This window comes from uncultured Hymenobacter sp. (assembly GCF_964243305.1).
Lineage (GTDB): Bacteria > Bacteroidota > Bacteroidia > Cytophagales > Hymenobacteraceae > Hymenobacter.
In genome coordinates, this window is sequence record NZ_CAXTEF010000054.1 from 1 (window position 1) to 17404 (window position 17404).

Sequence of the window (17404 nt, forward strand, 5' to 3'; positions counted from 1 at the left end):
CGTATTAAAATCGTAATTGATAATTACAACCTCACCCTTGTTTAGACCACCGCCTTCTACTCCTTATTTCATGCGTCTTATTTTTATTGTAATCGGCTGGTTGCTGCCGCAGGTGTTGCTGGCGCAGTTTAACTCGTTTGAGCCGGGTTCCTATGTGTTGCATAATAGCCCTACTGTTCGTCATCAGAGCAGCCTTAAGTTTCAAGGCGGTGATGAATTCATGGTGAAAGATGCGAACGGAAACAGACGTAAACTTACCGTCAGTGAAGTTTCTTCTTTCCGCATTGGGCCGCAGAAATACATTGCTGTTGGCAGGTTCGCGGTAGGAAGCGGCTTGAGGAATTCTTATGTGGAGCGGGCTTTTGTCGCGCAAGTTGACAGTGGCCGCGTAGGTCTTTTATTCTACGAGTATGATGTTTATGCTGGCCTTACCTCTTTTGGGGCATCAGATAAGCAGATAAAGCATCTTTATCTATTACAAAAGGAATTTAGAATGTTTCCAATTCCAAATCACGGTTCATTAGATAATAAAACTTTTCGGGCAGCATTATCACCCCACCTACAGGAGCGGCCGGACATGATTAAACTACTGGAGGAGAAGCGCATGTGCTTTAATGATATGCCGCTCGTTGTACGAGCTCTTAACACCGGGCAGCCAATGCCCACACTGCCTACTTATTGGAATCGCTAACAATTTTTGCTACTTATGCCCCGCATTCTCACCGGTATTCAAAGCACAGGCCGCCCCCACCTCGGCAATCTGCTCGGTGCTATTCTGCCCGCCATCGAGTTATCAAAAAATACGGCGAATGACTCGCTGTATTTTATTGCCGATTTGCACTCGCTCACCACCGTGCGCGACGCGGAATTGCTGCGCCAGAACACGTATGCCGTGGCTGCTGCTTGGCTGGCTTGCGGCTTCGACACCGAGAAAAACCTATTCTACCGGCAGTCGGACGTGCCGCAGGTGACGGAGCTGACCTGGTACCTGTCGTGCTTCACGCCCTACCCCATGCTGGCGAATGCGCACTCCTTCAAGGACAAGTCGGACAAATTATCGGATGTGAATGCGGGCCTGTTCACGTATCCGGTGCTGATGGCGGCCGACATTTTATTGTACGACGCCGAGGTCGTGCCGGTGGGCAGAGACCAGATTCAGCACCTGGAAATTACCCGCGATATTGCTACGGCCTTTAATAATCGGTACGGAGAAACCTTTGTGTTGCCGCAAGCGCGCGTCGATGCCGAATTAATGACTATTCCGGGCACTGATGGCCTGAAAATGAGCAAGAGCTACGACAATATTATTGATATTTTCGCCGATGAAAAAGAATTGCTGAAAGCCATTAAATTAATTATCAGCGACAGCACCGACCTGGCCGACCCCAAAAACCCGGATACCGACACAACGTTCAAGCTCTATTCCCTGCTGGCAACAGCCGGGCAGACCGCCGAGATGCGCGCCCGCTATGAGGCTGGCGGCTACGGCTACGGCCACGCCAAAAAAGCCCTCTACGAGCTGATTATGGACCATTTCGCCACCGAGCGGCAGCAGTTCAACTTCTACATGCGCAACCTGCCCGAAGTAGATGCCCGCCTCGCCGAGGGTGCCCGGCGGGCGCAGGCTTACGGCAGCGAGGTGCTGGCACGGGTGCGCGAGAGAGTGGGCTACGGCCGGCGAGTGTGAAATAGCATTTAAATAAAAAGGCGGTCATGCTTTATCTGGCGTCCGCTTGTCGAAGCATCTCGCTCGGGGTAGTAATCAAGCAATGACAACGATTGGGTTAGTCAGCACGCGAGATGCTTCGACAAGCGGACGCCAGATAAAGCATGACCGCCTCTTCTATTTTTATTCCGGCAGCTGCTGGCGATTGGAGAAGCTGAACCCGACTTTGCTGCCGCGGCTAACCTGTTGATTTTCCAGCTTTTGCTTGACCGTAATTTTCTGAATTTCCGGCAACGGCGGGGCCACCAAGTCATTATTGACGGCGGCAATCATGGCGCTTTCCACGAACAGGCGCATCATGTCGGGCGTGAGCAGGTTATCCGACATGTCGTTGGTGGGCAATTCTAATTGCTGCACGCCTTCGAGGTAATAATGACTTTCAATATTAACCAGCAAGCGGCCCACTAAATAGCCGGGGTCATTCAGGCGCTGGTATTTAACGCTGTCGGCCATGAAATTATAGGCCATGATGTGGCCGAAAAAGCGGCGCCGGAAATCTTCTTCGACGTAGCGGCTGGGCATGGGGCCGTAGTCGTCGGGAAAGGTGATGATGTTGGAGTGCATCACAAAAACCAGCAAATCGCCGGAAAACCGGATGTGAAACTCCATCTCGTTGATGGGGCGGTACTCCAGCACGACGCTGGCATCGAGCGGGTTGAGCTTGCGGCTTAGCTCCACGACCAACTCCTGCGAGACCAGCCGCAGCGTATCAAAGGCAGCCTGGGTGTTGCGGAAGATGGCTTGCTTGGCGGTGGATTTTTGCTGGAGGCCGTCGAAAATCAGGTTGAGGCGGTCGGCGGGCGCGGCGGTGGGCGAGCCGGCTTCGGCGGTAGGCTCATTGTCGGTGGCGGTGGCGCCGGTGGGGGCGGCGGGCGTGGCCTCCGCCGGGGGGGGTAGAGAAACTTCGGCCTGGTCGGGCAGCGGCGGGGTGGCCGGCGCCGAGGGGGGTAGGGAAGTTTCCAGCGGCAGCTCCGGCGATTCGGCCGGGGCGGTGGCGGGTGGGCGGCGGGGGGTTTTGGCCATAAAGGGCAGCGGCAAAGAGAGGAGAAAACCAGGCGGCCGGGCTGGCGCGGACCGCCCCGCGCATACGGCGGAGCTAGCGCCCAGGGTCGGGCGAGGGCAGCGGCGGCGGACCGGAAAGTGCCCCCGCCACGCCCCAACCCGCCGCCCGGAAGGCCACCGTGCGCAGCCCGGCATACGGAAAACCGGCCGCGGGCGGCAGCAGCATAGCCTGGGCCGAGGCCTGGGTCAGGGCCTCGCCCACCGTGCGCACGGCGCCGGCCGGCACCGCCAGCCGGGCCAGCTCGTGCAGCAGGCCGGCGCCGCTCAGCTCCTGGATGCGCTCGCGCAGCAACTCTTCGAGGGCGGCGCGGTGCGCCACGCGGGCGGTATTGGTGGCAAAGCGCGGCTCCTGGGCCCAGTGCGGGCGCTGAAGCACGGCGCACAACTGCCGGAACTGCCCGTCGGTGCCGACGGCCAGCACCAGGCGCTGGCCGTCGGCGGCACGGTAAACGGTGCCGTAGGGCACGATGCCGGGGTGGCCCGAGCCCAGCGGCGCCGGGTCGTGGCCCGTGACGAGGAACGTGGCTGCCTGATTGGCTAGGCTGGCCAGCGCGCTTTCGTGCAAGCTGACTTGCACCAAGGTGCCGCGCCCGGTACGCTCGCGCTGATACAGGGCCGTGAGCAGGCCCTGCTTGAGCTGGTGAGCGGCCAGCAAATCCAGCAGGGCAACGGGCATTTTCTGGGCGGGCGCGTCGGGGCCGGGCGCATTGAGGTGCATGAAGCCGGTTTCGGCCTGGAGCACGGCGTCGTAGCCGGCGCGGGCTTCGGTGGGGCCGTAGCCGGTGAGCTGACCATAAATCAGGCGCGGGTTGCCGGCCGCGAGCGTGGCGTAGTCTACGGCCAGCTTTTCGGCGTCGCCGGGCTTGTAGGACGTCAGCACGAGGTCGGCTTGGGCGGCCAGGCGGCGCACCTCGGCTTGCGCGGCTGGGGTAGTCAGGTCGAGCACGCGGGTGGTTTTGCCCCAGTTGGCAGCCGCGAAATACGCCGAAATACTAGCCGCGGGCGTGCCGGCCGGGGCCGGCGCGGCGGCTTCGGCGGCGGTGCGCCAGCTGCGGGTCACGTCGCCGCCGGGCAACTCAATCTTGAGGACCTCGGCGCCCAGCTCGGCGAAAAACTGGCCCACCTGCGGGCCGGCCAGCACGGCGGCCAGCTCCAGCACGCGCAGGCCGGCGAAGGGCAATGGTTGGTTTTCAACTCCGGTCATAAGCCAAAGATTACGCCTTTTTACGCCTTGTTAGCTGCTTGTTTGACCCCGCACGGAGCCTTGGCTTTAGCTGATGTCGGCTTCCGGGTGCACCTTGCCCGCCCGCGCAAAAATGGGAAACGTCACTTCCCGCTCCCCTACCCCCCACTGCGCCGCCAAAGCGGCGGCCAGCGCGGCCACCGGATCCTGGCCGCCGTGCTGGCGCTGGTAGTTCTGCACGCTCGACCAAGTGCGCAAGTAGTCCAGAAACCAAGCTGCCGACCACTGCCGCCGCACCGCGAAGTGCGCACGCCGCACCCGGGCAAAAGGAAACGGAATCCGGGCGTATTCATCGTCGATGTGCCAGCGGTTGGCGTCCCAATATGGGCGCATCGTGTGGCGGTAAAACCCGCCCACCAGCAAGTCAATTTCGGGGCTGACCTGCACCAGGCCGTAGCCCCACTCGGCCAGCCCGGCGCCGGGCCGGGCCACGCGGCGCACCTCGCGGTGGTAGGCCGCCGGGGCCAGCCAGTGCACGGCCTGCGCCACCGTTATCAGGTCGAAGTGCCGGGCGGGAAAGGGCGTCTGCTCGGCCGGCGCGACCTGATAGCGCACGTTGGGCAGCGCGGGGGCGTGAGCCAGCTGGCGGGCGCTCATATCCGTGGCTTCTACTTCCTGGAAGTGGCCGGCCAGCATGGCCGCCACCTAGCCGTTGCCGGTGGCGCAGTCCCAGGCGCGCTGCCGGCCCGGCACCAGCGGCAGCAGCCAGGCGTAGAGCGCGGGCGGGTAGTCGATGCGGTAGCGGGCGTAGGCGGCGGCCTGGGCCGAGAAACGGTCGAGCGGGGGCATGGCGCAAGGTAGTGCCGGCCGCTAAAGTTAACAGAGGGGGTAGGCGAGGCGTGGCACCGAGCCAATAATAAGTTTAACTATTACTGTTTCAGGGCTATGGCATTTCCATGTTGAAAATTTACTATTCATCTTTACCTCCCACCAAGGCACCACGCCGGCTGCCGCTCCTTCGTCTCGTGACTCACCTTATCGAAACCGGCCTGCTGGCTTACGGCATGTCGGGCCGCCTCTTCCACGCGCCGTTTCTGGCGGCGCACCCTGGTTTTCGGCTGCGAGCCGTCGTCGAGCGCCACAACCCCGAAGCCGCCCAGCGCTACCCCGGCGTGGCCAGCCACCCCAGCGTGGAGGCCCTGCTGGCCGACCCGGCCCTGGAGCTGGTCGTGGTCAATACGCCCACGGCCACCCACTTCGAGCTGGCCAGCCAGGCCCTGCGCGCCGGCAAGCACGTGCTGATTGAGAAGCCCGTGGCCCTGACCACCGCCGAGGCCCGCGCCCTCTGGGCGCTGGGTCAGGAAGTTGGCCGCCAGGTGTTTGCCTACCAAAACCGCCGCTACGACGCCGATTTTCTGGCCGTGCGCCGGGTGCTGGCCAGCGGCCGGCTGGGCCGGGTGTTCGAGGCCACGTTTCGCTTCGACCGCTACAAGCCGGCCCTGAGCCCGAAGAAATTCAAGGAGACGCCCGGTCCCGGCGCGGGCCTGCTCCACGACCTGGGCCCCCACGTGCTCGACCAGGTTATCAGCCTCTGGGGCCGGCCCGCGCGGGCCCGCAAAACCCTGGGCTGCTACCGCAAAGGCACGCTGGTGGATGATTATTTCAGCTTCGACCTGACCTACCCCGACGGGCTGCACGTGCGCGTGGCCGGCGGCCTGCTCATCGCCGATGCGCAGCCGGCATACATGCTGCACGGCACCCTGGGCTCGTATCAGCAGCCGCGCGCCGATGGGCAGGAGGCTCAGCTGCTGGCCGGCCGCTCGCCGGCCGACCCTGGCTTTAATGCGCCCCTGCCCAGCAGTGCCGGCCGCCTCACCTGGGCCGACGAGCGGGGCCAGCTCCAAACCACCCAGGAGCCCGCCGACCGCTCCAACTACCTCATGCTTTTCGAGGATGTGTACCAGAGCCTGCGCTACGGCCAGCCCTACCCCGTCTCGGCCGACGACGTGCTCTGGCAAAGCGAACTGCTGGAGCTGGCGCCGGAGCAGGTGGGAACGGGGAATGGGGAATGAGGAATTGGCGGTGAGCCCCAGCGGGGCGGCCCAGCGGTAGCAAGCCCTACCCCCCCTTGCGTCATCAAAGCCCCAGTGGGGCGACCCAACCGGTTGCGCACTCGGCGCAGGCAAGCTGGGTCGCCCCACTGGGGCTTTCCCATTCTCCTACCCCCGGTTTCTACCGCTGGGCTGCCCTGCTGGGGCTCACCGCCAATTCCTCATTCCACCTTAAGCCGAAGACGTCGACGGCCGTATCTTTACGTGTAAATCAAGCGGTTTGCTGACCGGGGAATCAAGGTCGGCCATCATTATCCTTTTATCCTCGCTGTCCTTTGACTTTTCACGAATTTAAGCTCCACGACGACCTGCTGGCCGGCGTCGACGCCATGAACTACCAGCAGGCCACGCCCGTGCAGGAGCAGGCCATCCCCAAAATCATCGACGGCAAAGACCTGATTGCCTGCGCCCAGACCGGCACCGGCAAAACCGCCGCCTACCTGCTGCCGCTGCTCGACAAAATCTCGCACGCCAAGCACGGCCACACCACCACGCTGGTGCTGGTGCCCACGCGCGAGCTGGCCACCCAGATTGACGAGCAGGTGATGGGCTTCGGCTACTACGTCGAGGCCAGCTCGATTGCTATTTATGGGGGCGGCAAGTCCGAGAACTGGGAGCAGCAGAAACGCGCCCTCACGTCGGGAGCCGACATTATCATTGCCACGCCCGGCCGCCTGATTGCCCACTTGCAGATGGGCTACGTCAAGTTCGACCAAATCAAGTACCTGGTGCTCGATGAGGCCGATAAGATGCTCGATATGGGCTTTTCGGACGATATTCTGGGCATCGTGCGCCAGCTGCCCACCGACCGGCAGACGCTCTTGTTTTCGGCCACCATGCCGAGCAAAATCCGCGACTTTGCCCAGCAGATTCTGCGCGACCCGGAGGAAATCCGGCTGGCCGTGAGCAAGCCCGCCGCCGGCATCGACCAGCAGCTGTACATGGCGTTCGACCGCCAGAAAATCTACGTCCTGGAGCACATCATTAAGACGCAGGACGTGCAGAGCATGGTCTTGTTCACGAGCCAGAAAGCGGCCGTGGGCGGCATTGTGCGGGCCATCAGCAAGCTGGGCTACGCGGCGCAGGGCATCAGCTCCGACCGCACGCAGGAGGAGCGGGAGCAGATTATGCGAGACTTCAAGAACAAGAAATTCCCGATTCTGGTCGCCACCGACGTGCTCAGCCGCGGCATCGACATTGACTCTTTGAGCCACGTGGTGAACTACGACATTCCGCGCGCCGCCGAGGACTACGTGCACCGCATCGGCCGCACGGCCCGCGCCGCCACGAAAGGCACGGCCATCACCTTTATCTCGGACCAGGACCAGGACCGGGTGGTGAAGATTGAGAAGCTGATTGAAAGAGAGTTAGAAAAGAAAAGCATCACCGAGGAGCTGGGCCTGGGCCCGGCGCCGGAGTTTGACCCTAAGCGCTTCGCCGGCCTGGGCGGCAAAATCGGGGGTCGGCCGGCTCGCGGCGGGCAGGGGGGTAGGGATGGCGGAGGTCGCAGCGGCGGAGGTCGCAGCGGCGGAGGTTCCCGCGAAGGTGGCCGCGGCCCGCGCGGCGAAGGCAGTGGCAGCGCCCGCGACGGCGGCCGGCCGGCCCGCCGCGACGCGCCCGACCCCAAAGACCCCCAGCATCAGGAGCGGATGGCCCGCGCCGCCGCCAACCTGGCTGCCCTCGACGCCGGGCAGGTGCCGGCCGTGCCCTACCAGCGCCCGCCCCGCGAACCCCGCCCGGAAGGCGAACCGAACGACGGCGCCCGCCAAGCCCGGCCTGCGCGCGAGCCCCGCGCTCCGCGCCCCGAAGGCAGCGAAGCTCGCCCGCCTCATGAGCCGCAAGCCAACGGCGCGCCGCAAGACGACGCCAACCGGGAGCCACGCCCCGAGGGGGAGCGGCGCCGCAGCCGGGGCGGCCGCAACCGCAAGCGCGGCCCCAAACCGGAGGGCGCCGGTGCCGCCAGCGAGACGCCGGCTGTGACGGAGTAGCGCAAAGCGATAATAGCCGTAGGCGCGGCTTAGCGTTAGTTTTTCGACGTAGAAAAGCCTTGCAACTCCGCGGTTATCCGCGAAGCTGCAAGGCTTTTCTATAGGCGGACTACCCCCAGCTGATGCCGACTAATAATGGTCGCGGCAGGCGATTACAATAATGGTTTCCTTGGTGACTTTATAAATCAGCCGGTGCTCATCATTTATGCGGCGCGACCAGAAGCCCGCTAAGTCACCTTTCAATAGCTCCGGTTTGCCAATGCCGGCAAACGGCGTGCGGCAAATTTCATCCAGCAGGCTTCATCCAGCAGGCGCACAAGCCGTTGGAATAGCTTTTTATCGACCGTGGCCCACTCCGTGAATTGCCCAAACGCCGTGGGCGTGAATTGCAAATTCCTCACTGCGGCCGGTAGTCGTTCAAGTCTACGGAAATAAGCTGACCACTCTCCGCTTCCTGAACGGATTTGAACAGCGTGGCTTTGCGCTCCGCGTTATCCAATAAATAGTCGGTCGTATCTGCTTCGGCGGCCACGTTGATGACAATATTTTTGCCACTGAATAACCTTTTCAATGCCTTCAGAAAGTTGGCATCTAAGTCGTTGGCATTAAGGTGAAAGGTCGTTTCCATGAGATTAAAAATAGCTCTTTCTTACGAGAAACAAACGCTGTCTCTCTCGTAACTACCCCAGCACCTGCCCTACCCCGAACAGCACCGTGAACACGAGCGTGCTCAGGGCCATTTGCCGGAGCAAGGGGTCGAGTTGCATGGACTCCTGCCGCTGCCAGACCTGCACGGCATTGAAGAGAAACAGCGGCGCGCCCAGCGCAAACAGCCACTGCCAGGGCGAATGATAGGTAAGGGCCACGAACACAGTGGCACATCCTAACCCCAGCAGCAAGAGCAGCCAGTGGTAGCGCCGGGCGTGGGCCGGCCCCAGGCGCACCGGAATCGTAATTTTGCCGGCCAGCACGTCGGACTTGATATCCCGGATGTTGTTCACGTTGAGAACTGCCGTGGCGAAGCAGCCCAGCGCGGCAGCCGGCAGCAGCACGGCGGGGGGTAGGGAATGGGTTTGCAGAAAGTACGTGCCCCCTACCCCCACCAACCCGAAGAAGGTGAACACTGACAGGTCGCCAAAGCCGGCATAGCCGTAGGGATTAGCGCCAGCCGTGTAGTTCACCGCCGCCCAGATAGCGGCCAAGCCCAGGGCCAAAAAGCCCAGAAACCAGCCCAGCCCGGCCGCACCCAGGGTTTGACCAAAGGCCACCCAGAGCAGCGCCAGCCCACTAACCAAGGCCAGCAGGCCACAAATCAGCATCCCGCGCTTCATCTGCGCCGGGCTGATGGCCCCGCTCTGCACGGCGCGCACCGGGCCTTGGCGGTGCACGCTGTCGGCGCCGTTTTGCGAGTCGCCGTAGTCGTTGGCCAGGTTGCTCAGGATTTGCAGCAGAATGGTCGTGAGGGCCGCCAGCGCCACTACCGCGCCTTTGAACTGATGCTGGGCCGCCGCCAAAAAACCGCCGGTGAGGATGCTGGCCAGCGCCAGGGGCAGCGTGCGGGGGCGGAAGGCGGAAATCCAGGGCGACATGGCCAGAAGCTAGGTGAGAAGTCTGGTAAAAGTACGGCCGGCGCGCCCGACGCCACGTTTTGGCCCGGCCGCGGGCGCTAACAGTCTCGGACTCTACCGACCGGCCGACTCTTCGGCCTCGACCAGTAGCAGGCGCGGCGCCGACCACTCGCTGAACGCCCCCGGCCCCAGCACGGCCCGCACCTTGAACGAGAGCTGCCGGCCTGCGCAACCGCCAGCAGCTGCTGGCGGTTACGTAGGCCCTGGCTTTGGGCGTTCTGGCCGGCCGCCACCTGCAGGCGGTAGCAGGGAGCCATCCGGCGGCGCAGCTTGGGCGAAGTGCCCTCGTCGGTGGTGACTTGCAGCTCGTAGGTCTGGGCGCCGCTGTAGGGCTGCCAGCACAGCTGCCAGTGCGTGGCCCAGGCAATCTGCCCGTCTGGCAGCTGGGCCACGGCGTCCATCAAGGAAGTGCGCAGCCCCGTCACGGGGGGGTAGGCGGGCGGAGCTGGCCGCCGCCGGAGCCTCCTTTTCGCGGCAGCCGGCCAGCAGGATCGCGGCCACGAGTAATAAACCCAAAAAAGTCTGGCTCCCGACCGGGAACCAGACTTTCTCAAAAGCGGCAGCCCACGGGCGGGCCCGCCCTGCGCTTATTTCTACCACTCGACGTTGCCGAAAAAGGCATTGTTGACGAAGATTTTACGGGCCGGAATCACGGTGCCGGGCGCGATGTCGCAGTTGACGACCGCGCTCTTTTCGCCGGTAACGGCGCCGCACCCAAACAGGGCGCGGAACACCACGGCCTGACGCTTAAGCTGCACATCATTTTCGAGAATGGTCGGCTCGTTGTCGCCGCCACCCGACAGGGGGCGCCGGCCGCCGCCGTGCACGATGGACCGCTCGCCGTAGCGAATGTTGTCGCCGGCCACGATGGGAGTTCCTTCCAGGGCGTGGAACGTGACGTTATCGTCCATGCAGGCAATGCGGCCAATCACGAACGGCTCGCCCTCGTCGGCGCGCAGCGAAATTTCGTTGCCCAGCACCCGCAGCAGCTCGGGCAGGGTGTTTTCGAGTTACACGTCGTCGATGATGCGGTTGCGGAAGCCGGGGATGCGAGTAGGCTTGCTGGCCAGCGTGGGCAGGTTCCGGTCGGGGTGGAAGTCGGTGTTGCCGGGGTCGAAGTTGATGCCGCGCACAAACGACGAGTTCTCGCGAAACAGACGGGTGCACTCGCGGGCAAAGGCCACGTTGACTTCCAGCACGCCCTCGTTGAAGAGCACGTTGGCCTCCACCAGCAGCCGCACCTTGCCCAGCGCCCGCCGGGTTGTCGGCCTCGGCCTGGGTGGTCACGTTCTTGCCCGGCAGCACGATAAAGCCGCTGCGCAGGCGCACGCCCGGCCCGACCCGGGCCAGGGCCGACACGCCGGTATTCTTCTCCAGAATCGCGCCGTCGACCTCGCAGCCAAAGCTCAGAAACACCTCCTGGTCCGCGTCGGGGTCAGCCGTAATGTCGGCGCCCTCCAGGCCAATCCGGGCCGGGCCTTTCACCGTCGAGCCGTGAGCCAGAATGACTCGCTCGCCGATTTCTACACCTTCAATGCCCAGGGCCTGCACCTTCTGGCGGTCCGCCAGCCGGCGTGATAGGACAGCAGTTGTGGCCTATGCGCCAGGGCCTGCACCTTCTGGCGGTCCGCCCCGCTGCGCTTGGCCTCGGCGATGACGGTGACGCTGTCCTGCACGTTGGTTTCGGCGCCAATAATGATTTTGACTTCCTCCGCGCGCTTGCCGCCCAGGCTGGCAAATTGCACGGGCAGGACTTCCAGGTTGTTTATCTTGTCTTTGCTTTTCTTGTCATCGCTGCCGGCCAGCAGGCGGGCAAACGGACCGATGTAAATCTACTTGCCCAGCCGGATAGCTTCGGCGCCGGTAATAACGGCCGTAGGGTCGATAAAAGTAGCTGCTTCGGCGGGCGCCGAGGCCGGCAGTACGAGCCGGTTACGCTCGGTGGGGCTGAAGCCAGGCTCAGCGACTTCCTGGTCGGCGATGCCGGTGCTGGTCGGCACCGGCGACTCGTCTTCGGGCTTAGCGCAGGAAACCAGGCCCGCCAGGCTGACGGCGGCGAGCAGCGCTAGGTGGAACAAGCGGCGGAGCACCTGGTTGGGAGAAGTAGTGGGAAAGAGTAAAAGTGGGGGCTTTGCATAGAATTTGGGAAAGAGTGGGGCGACTAAAAAGATGAGCTTGTGCTGATATTTCGTGCATTCTTCATCTTATTAGTCGGCGAATACCCGCCCCGGCCCTAATCTTATACTTTATCCGCGGAGCGAGCTTTTAATCGATTAAATTATTTTATTTAAATATTAATTACTTGTAGTTATTTAATTTATAACTGCTCTGAGGTAGCTGCCAGCTTATCTAACGCTGCTATAACCGCTCAATCTACTCTGAGCTGCCCGTCACTTCGGCATTCCCCCAAACAACCCCGCCCTGGTGGGGCGACCCGGCTCCCGCCTGGGGTCGCCCTACCAGGGCGGGGCACAATTATGGGAGGCCGCATCTGCCAGCCTGCCAGCCTACTTGCTGATATCGGCCAGCAGCTCCGGGCTCATCGGCGTCACCTTGGAGGGGTAGAACTTCACCACGTGGCCCTGCTCGTCGACCAGGTACTTGCAGAAATTCCAGCTCGGCGCCTCGCTGATGCCGCCGTTGCGCGACTTATCCGCGAGGAACTTGTAGAGCGGGTCGGCATCGTCGCCCTTCACCGAAATCTTGCTGAAGAGCGGAAACGTGACGCCGTAGTTTTTCTCGCAAAAGGCGGCAATCTGCTGCTCGGTGCCCGGCTCCTGCCCACCGAAGTTGTTGGCCGGGAAGCCCAGCACGGTCACCTTGTCGCCGTGCGCTTTGTAGAGCTGCTCCAGCTCCTTGTACTGCGGGGTGAAGCCGCACTCGGACGCCGTGTTGACAATGAGCAGCTTCTTGCCCTTGAACTGGCTCAGCTTCATGTCTTTGCCATCGATGGACTTGACGGTAAAATCGTAGACGGTGCCGGCTTTGGCCAGCGCTTCGGGGTTGTTCATGGCAGCGGAGGCGGAAGAGGTGAAGAAGTTGCAGGACTGCGCGGCGGTGAGCGTACCGGCGGCGGCCAGCGCCAACAGGGCAGTAGTGAAGCGATTCATAACGTGTGGATTGAGAAGGTGAACGTGAGGCCGTAACCGGCCGGGGTAGGCTAAGGTTCGGGCAGTGCCAGGGGGTAAGGAATCAGGTGGTGGGCGGAGTCAGCCACTTCTCGACTGGCACCGGCCGGTAGGCGCGCATTTGGGCCAGCAAACCGGCCGGCGTGGTGTCTTCGAGCAGCTGGGCGCGGTTTTCGGGGCGCAGCAGGGCTTCGGCGGCCATGTGGTCGAGGGCGCGCAGCAGGTGGTCGTAGTAGCCGGCCACGTTGAGCACGCCCATCGGCTTTTGGTGTAGGCCCAGCTGCCCCCAGGTCAGCACCTCAAACAGCTCTTCGAGCGTGCCGAAGCCGCCGGGCATCGCCACGAAGCCCTCGGCCAAATCGGCCATCAGCAGCTTGCGCTCGTGCATGGACTCGACCACGTGCAGCTCGGTGAGGCCACGGTGCTCGACTTCCTTCTCGACCAGAAAACTCGGAATCACGCCGATGACGCGCCCGCCGTAGCGCAGGGCGCTGTCGGCCACGGCGCCCATCAGGCCCACGCGCCCGCCGCCGTAGACCAGCGTCAGGCCGGCTTCGGCTAGGGTCTGGCCCATCAGCTCGGCCTGCTGGCGGTAGCGGTCATTGGCCCCGATGCTGGAGGCGCAGTACACGGCGACGCTGTTCATAAGCTTGAAGGAAGGTTTTGGTTTCGTGAACGAGTACCCCGAAGCTGTGCTTCGGCCCGGACGAAATCTGAACAAGTTGTTCTAGCAAGTCGTCCGGACCGAAGCGCAGCTTCGGGATACTCGTTGGTTACATCCGCTCCGGCGCCTGAATGCCCAGCAACCCCAGCGCGGCCTTGAGCTGCTCGCCGGTCCGGGCCGACAAGGCCACGCGCAGGCCGCGCCGCAGCTCGTCGGTTTCGGCAAATATGGGCACCTGGGTGTAGAAGCGGTTGTAGGCCTTGGCCAGCTCGTAGGCATACTGCGTCACCACGGCCGGCGACGAGGTGCGGGCGGCTTCGGTTACTACCCCGGCGTAGCGGGCCAGCTCCTGCACCAGTTCGCGCTCGGCCGGGTGCAGAGTGGTTAGCTGCTCAAAATCAGCGGTTTCGCTTAGGCCCTGCTCGGCGGCCTTGCGGCGGATGGCGGCAATGCGGGCGTGTGAATACTGAATAAACGGCCCCGTGTCGCCCTCCAGGCTCACCGATTCTTCGGGATTGAAGAGCATCCGCTTTTTGGGGTCTACTTTCAGCAAATAGTACTTGAGCGCGCCCAAGCCCAGCGTGTGGTAGAGCTGTTCGCTTTCGGCATCGCTGAGGCCTTCGGTTTTGCCTTTTTCCAAGGTCGCGGCTTTGGCCGCCGCCACCACGTCGCGCACCAGCTCGTCGGCATCGACTACGGTGCCCTCGCGCGATTTCATCTTGCCCGAGGGCAAATCGACCATGCCGTAGCTCAGGTGCTGAATGCCGTCGGCGTAGGGCTTGCCCAGCTTTTTGAGCGTGGCTTGCAGCACCTGCATGTGGTAGTTCTGCTCGTCGGCGATGACGTAGATGGAAGCGTCATAGCCGTAGTCCTGGTACTTCAGCTCAGCCGTACCCAGGTCCTGGGTGATGTAAACGCTCGTGCCATCGGCGCGCAAAAGAAGCTTCTGGTCCAGGCCGTCGGCGGTTAAATCTACCCAGACCGAGCTATCTTCTTTCTGGTAGAAAACCTCTTTTTGCAAGCCTTCCTCCACCCGCTCCTTGCCGAGCAGATAAATATCAGACTCGTAGTAGAACTTATCGAAATCGACGCCGATGGTTTGGTACGTTTCCTCGAAGCCCTGATACACCCAGCCGTTCATGGTGCGCCATAGGCTCACCACTTCCTCGTCGCCAGTTTCCCAGCGTTGCAGCATTTCCTGGGCCTCGGCCAGCAGCGGCGCCTGGCGCTTGGCAATGTCGGGCGCCACGCCTTCGGCTTCGAGCTGCCGCACTTCCTCGCGGTAGTGCTTCTCGAACAAGACATAGTATTTGCCGGCCAGGTGGTCGCCCTTCATCCCGGCCGATTCGGGCGTTTCGCCGTGCCCGAACCGCTGATACGCCAGCATCGACTTGCAGATGTGGATGCCGCGGTCATTGACCAGATTGACCTTGGCCACCTCGGCACCCGTGGCTTTCAGAATCTCGGCCACGCTGTAGCCCAGGAAGTTATTGCGTAAATGCCCCAGGTGCAGGGGCTTGTTGGTGTTGGGCGATGAGTACTCGACCACCACGCGGCGCGGCGTTTCCCTACCCCCCTCTCCTACCGCAACCGGCGCCGCTGCCGGCCGCTGCCGCAGCTGCTGAAACAGCGCCAGCCACTCGCTATCAGCCACTTCCAGGTTCAGAAAGCCCTTCACCACGTTGAAGCCGCTGATGCGCGGCTCATTCGCCACCAGCCACTCGCCCAGCGCCTGGCCAATCTGCTCCGGGCCCTGGCCTAATTGCTTGGTGAGCGGAAACGTGACGAGCGTGAAAGCGCCGGCAAACTCCTTGCGCGTGGGCTGGAGCGGGAGGCTGGCGGCCGAGATTTCGGCATTAAAAACGGCTTTCGCGGCCGTTTGCAGGGCGGTTTTGAGGGATTGTTCTAGCTGTTGCACGCGGGCAAAGGTACGGGCTGCCGCAAACCGTAACTCCCTACCCCCTCTCTAGTAAATAAGGGGAGGGTAGGGATTGCGCTTAGCGCGAAGTCACCTCCTCCAGCCGCAGGCGGCGCTCGATGGCGGCCGTGGCTTTTTCCAGGATGCCAAAGGCATTCTTGGCCATCGTGTTTTCACTGTCGAGCGTGGGGTTGATTTCAACCATCTCAAAGCACACGACCCGCTCGTTCTCCAACAAATCCTGGCAGAGGTTTTCGGCCTCGGACAAATAAAGTCCGGCCTCGACTGGCGTGCCGGTGCCCTTGCTGAAGTTGGAGTCAAGGCTGTCGACATCGAAGGAAACGTACACCAAATCGCAGAAGCGCAGGTGCTCATAAATCTCGCGCACGACCTGGCGCGAGCCTTTCTGCTGGAACTCAGCCAGCTTAATCCAGCGGATGCCCAGGCGCTCAATCACGGCTTCTTCCTCGGCTTCGGTGTCGCGCACGGCCACGTAGACCAGGTGTTCGGGCCGGAGCTTGGGGCCGGGTTCGGCCAGATTTTGCAGGCGGCGCCAGAAAAACTCGGTTTCCGGGTCGGGCGCGTTGCGCTGGCAGGGCCGGTTGTCCTCGCCGAGCGCGGCGGCCAGCGGCATCCCGTGCACGTTGCCGCTGGGCGTGGTGTAGGGCGAATGGATGTCGGCGTGGGCGTCAATCCAGACCACGCCGAGCGTTTTGTGGGGGTAGGTGGCCTTGATGCCGGCGATGGTGGCGTTGGCGTTGGAGTGGTCGCCGGCCAGCACCAGCGGAAACTCGCCGAAGCGCAGGGTCTGCTCGACGGCGCTGGCGACGCCTTTCTGCACGGTATGAATCGCGTCGATGTGCCGGGCCAGCGGAAAGGGCGTCTTATCAAAAAGCACGTGGTTGAGGTCGGGCACCGTCACGGCGTTATAGCGCCGGAAGTAGTCGGAGCCCTTATTGAGGCAGGCTACGCGCAAGGCGTCGATGCCCAGGCTGGCCCCGCGCGTGCCGGCGCCCAGCTCGGAGCGAACTTCCACTAGCTTAATTCGTTTCATAGGAGATTCAATAAGCAGACTTAACTCAAAGCGCATCGTTCCAAGGAATACCGCCGCGGCGGCCACCTTCGAGCGCTGCCTTGCGAGCGGAGAGATTTCCTCTCGTAGCCAAGTCGCTGACTCCCATTTCGATGCGGGCGGGCACTGGTGCCGAACTCACGTTCAGCCCACCATTCCCTACCCCCGCGGTACTTTTGACCGCCGGCCCCAAAGGTCGGATTTTCCTTGCCGCTTTCAAAACCTGATGGACACGTATCACGACCTGATTTCCCAAACCTTCGACTTCCCCACGGCCGACTTCACGGTCCAGAACCACGAGCTGCGCTTCCACGATATTGACCTGATGGGCATTATCGAAAAGCATGGCACCCCGCTGCGGCTCACCTACTTACCCAAGATTTCGTCCCAGATTCAGCGGGCAAAAAAGTGGTTTGCCGACGCCATTGAGCTGACCGGCTACCGCGGCTCCTACACGTATTGCTACTGCACCAAGTCGTCGCATTTCAGCTTCGTGCTGGAAGAAGCACTGAAAAACGATATTCACATCGAAACCTCATCGGGCTTCGACATCCACATCGTGCGCGAGCTGGTGAGCCGCGGCAAGTTGGATAAAGACAGCTACATCGTCGCCAACGGCTTCAAGCGCGAGCGCTACAAGCGCCACCTCACAGCCCTGATAAACGAGGGCTTCCGCAACTGCGTGCCCATCCTCGACAACCTGGGCGAAATCGACTATTATGCCGAGCATGTCACCGAAAAGTGCCAGCTCGGAATGCGCCTGGCTTCTGATGAGGAGCCGCGGTTTCAGTTCTACACCTCACGCCTGGGCGTGCGCTACGCCGACGCGGTGCCGCTTTACGAGCAGCGCATCAAGAATGACCCGCGCTTTGAGCTGACCATGCTGCACTACTTCATCAACACCGGCATCAAGGATACGTCTTA

Annotated in this window: 20 protein-coding genes and 1 pseudogene; 5 read left to right on the forward strand and 16 right to left on the reverse strand. The window is 62.4% G+C overall.

Features of this window, described 5'->3' with window-relative positions:
• Positions 1-70 precede the first annotated feature (70 nt).
• Both ACFE70_RS18915 and trpS read left to right on the forward strand, forming a co-directional pair.
• A complete protein-coding gene (locus ACFE70_RS18915) occupies positions 71-691 on the forward strand; it encodes a hypothetical protein (protein WP_375419349.1) in 621 nt (206 codons plus the stop codon).
• Between the two features lie 15 nt (positions 692-706).
• Entirely contained in the window at positions 707-1687 is a 981-nt protein-coding gene (trpS, locus tag ACFE70_RS18920) for a tryptophan--tRNA ligase (RefSeq protein WP_375419350.1), read from the forward strand.
• Between the two features lie 162 nt (positions 1688-1849).
• Here the strand turns inward: trpS and ACFE70_RS18925 are convergent, their stop codons facing one another.
• The 4 genes from ACFE70_RS18925 to ACFE70_RS18940 all read right to left on the reverse strand — a co-directional run bounded on the left by ACFE70_RS18925 (position 1850) and on the right by ACFE70_RS18940 (position 4820).
• Entirely contained in the window at positions 1850-2749 is a 900-nt protein-coding gene (locus ACFE70_RS18925) for a hypothetical protein (protein ID WP_375419351.1), read from the reverse strand.
• A gap of 73 nt (positions 2750-2822) precedes the next feature.
• Positions 2823-3992, reverse strand: a complete 1170-nt coding sequence (locus ACFE70_RS18930; protein ID WP_375419352.1) for a CaiB/BaiF CoA transferase family protein — start codon at positions 3990-3992, stop codon at positions 2823-2825.
• Between the two features lie 66 nt (positions 3993-4058).
• Positions 4059-4667 (reverse strand): class I SAM-dependent methyltransferase, encoded by a 609-nt coding sequence (locus ACFE70_RS18935; RefSeq protein WP_375419353.1) that lies wholly within the window; start codon positions 4665-4667, stop codon positions 4059-4061.
• Between the two features lie 9 nt (positions 4668-4676).
• Positions 4677-4820 carry a hypothetical protein gene (locus ACFE70_RS18940; RefSeq protein WP_375419354.1) on the reverse strand — a complete coding sequence of 48 codons (144 nt, stop codon included), beginning with the start codon at positions 4818-4820 and terminating at the stop codon, positions 4677-4679.
• Positions 4821-4996: 176 nt separating this feature from the next.
• Between ACFE70_RS18940 and ACFE70_RS18945 the strand changes: the two genes are divergently transcribed.
• Both ACFE70_RS18945 and ACFE70_RS18950 read left to right on the forward strand, forming a co-directional pair.
• Positions 4997-6043, forward strand: a complete 1047-nt coding sequence (locus tag ACFE70_RS18945) for a Gfo/Idh/MocA family oxidoreductase (RefSeq protein ID WP_375419355.1) — start codon at positions 4997-4999, stop codon at positions 6041-6043.
• A 314-nt stretch (positions 6044-6357) separates the two neighbouring features.
• On the forward strand, positions 6358-8070 hold the full coding sequence (locus ACFE70_RS18950; protein WP_375419356.1) for a DEAD/DEAH box helicase: 1713 nt from the start codon (positions 6358-6360) through the stop codon (positions 8068-8070).
• Positions 8071-8199: 129 nt separating this feature from the next.
• On the opposite strand, the gene ACFE70_RS18955 is transcribed toward ACFE70_RS18950, so the two are convergent.
• The 12 genes from ACFE70_RS18955 to ACFE70_RS19010 all read right to left on the reverse strand — a co-directional run bounded on the left by ACFE70_RS18955 (position 8200) and on the right by ACFE70_RS19010 (position 16462).
• Positions 8200-8313 (reverse strand): Txe/YoeB family addiction module toxin, encoded by a 114-nt coding sequence (locus ACFE70_RS18955; RefSeq protein WP_375419357.1) that lies wholly within the window; start codon positions 8311-8313, stop codon positions 8200-8202.
• Positions 8314-8467: 154 nt separating this feature from the next.
• On the reverse strand, positions 8468-8698 hold the full coding sequence (locus ACFE70_RS18960; RefSeq protein ID WP_375419358.1) for a hypothetical protein: 231 nt from the start codon (positions 8696-8698) through the stop codon (positions 8468-8470).
• 52 nt (positions 8699-8750) lie between these two features.
• The gene (locus tag ACFE70_RS18965) at positions 8751-9659 is read right to left on the reverse strand and encodes a 1,4-dihydroxy-2-naphthoate polyprenyltransferase (protein ID WP_375419359.1); all 909 of its coding nucleotides are present in this window, start codon (positions 9657-9659) and stop codon (positions 8751-8753) included.
• Between the two features lie 77 nt (positions 9660-9736).
• Complete coding sequence (locus ACFE70_RS18970) at positions 9737-10123, reverse strand: hypothetical protein (protein ID WP_375419360.1); 387 nt, start codon at positions 10121-10123, stop codon at positions 9737-9739.
• A 168-nt stretch (positions 10124-10291) separates the two neighbouring features.
• On the reverse strand, positions 10292-10678 hold the full coding sequence (locus tag ACFE70_RS18975; RefSeq protein ID WP_375419361.1) for a hypothetical protein: 387 nt from the start codon (positions 10676-10678) through the stop codon (positions 10292-10294).
• A gap of 30 nt (positions 10679-10708) precedes the next feature.
• Complete coding sequence (locus tag ACFE70_RS18980; protein WP_375419362.1) at positions 10709-10939, reverse strand: hypothetical protein; 231 nt, start codon at positions 10937-10939, stop codon at positions 10709-10711.
• 282 nt (positions 10940-11221) lie between these two features.
• The gene (locus ACFE70_RS18985; protein ID WP_375419363.1) at positions 11222-11443 is read right to left on the reverse strand and encodes a hypothetical protein; all 222 of its coding nucleotides are present in this window, start codon (positions 11441-11443) and stop codon (positions 11222-11224) included.
• 87 nt (positions 11444-11530) lie between these two features.
• Positions 11531-11788, reverse strand: a complete 258-nt coding sequence (locus ACFE70_RS18990) for a hypothetical protein (protein ID WP_375419364.1) — start codon at positions 11786-11788, stop codon at positions 11531-11533.
• Positions 11789-12205: 417 nt separating this feature from the next.
• Positions 12206-12808: a glutathione peroxidase gene (locus ACFE70_RS18995; RefSeq protein ID WP_375419365.1), complete on the reverse strand. Its 603-nt coding sequence runs from the start codon at positions 12806-12808 to the stop codon at positions 12206-12208.
• An 82-nt stretch (positions 12809-12890) separates the two neighbouring features.
• Positions 12891-13472: a TIGR00730 family Rossman fold protein gene (locus ACFE70_RS19000; protein ID WP_375419366.1), complete on the reverse strand. Its 582-nt coding sequence runs from the start codon at positions 13470-13472 to the stop codon at positions 12891-12893.
• Positions 13473-13599: 127 nt separating this feature from the next.
• Complete coding sequence (argS, locus tag ACFE70_RS19005; protein WP_375419367.1) at positions 13600-15408, reverse strand: arginine--tRNA ligase; 1809 nt, start codon at positions 15406-15408, stop codon at positions 13600-13602.
• Positions 15409-15487: 79 nt separating this feature from the next.
• Positions 15488-16462 carry an arginase gene (locus tag ACFE70_RS19010; RefSeq protein WP_375419368.1) on the reverse strand — a complete coding sequence of 325 codons (975 nt, stop codon included), beginning with the start codon at positions 16460-16462 and terminating at the stop codon, positions 15488-15490.
• Positions 16463-16706: 244 nt separating this feature from the next.
• Between ACFE70_RS19010 and ACFE70_RS19015 the strand changes: the two are divergent.
• Positions 16707-17404: pseudogene (locus tag ACFE70_RS19015) on the forward strand (arginine decarboxylase); the annotation flags it as partial.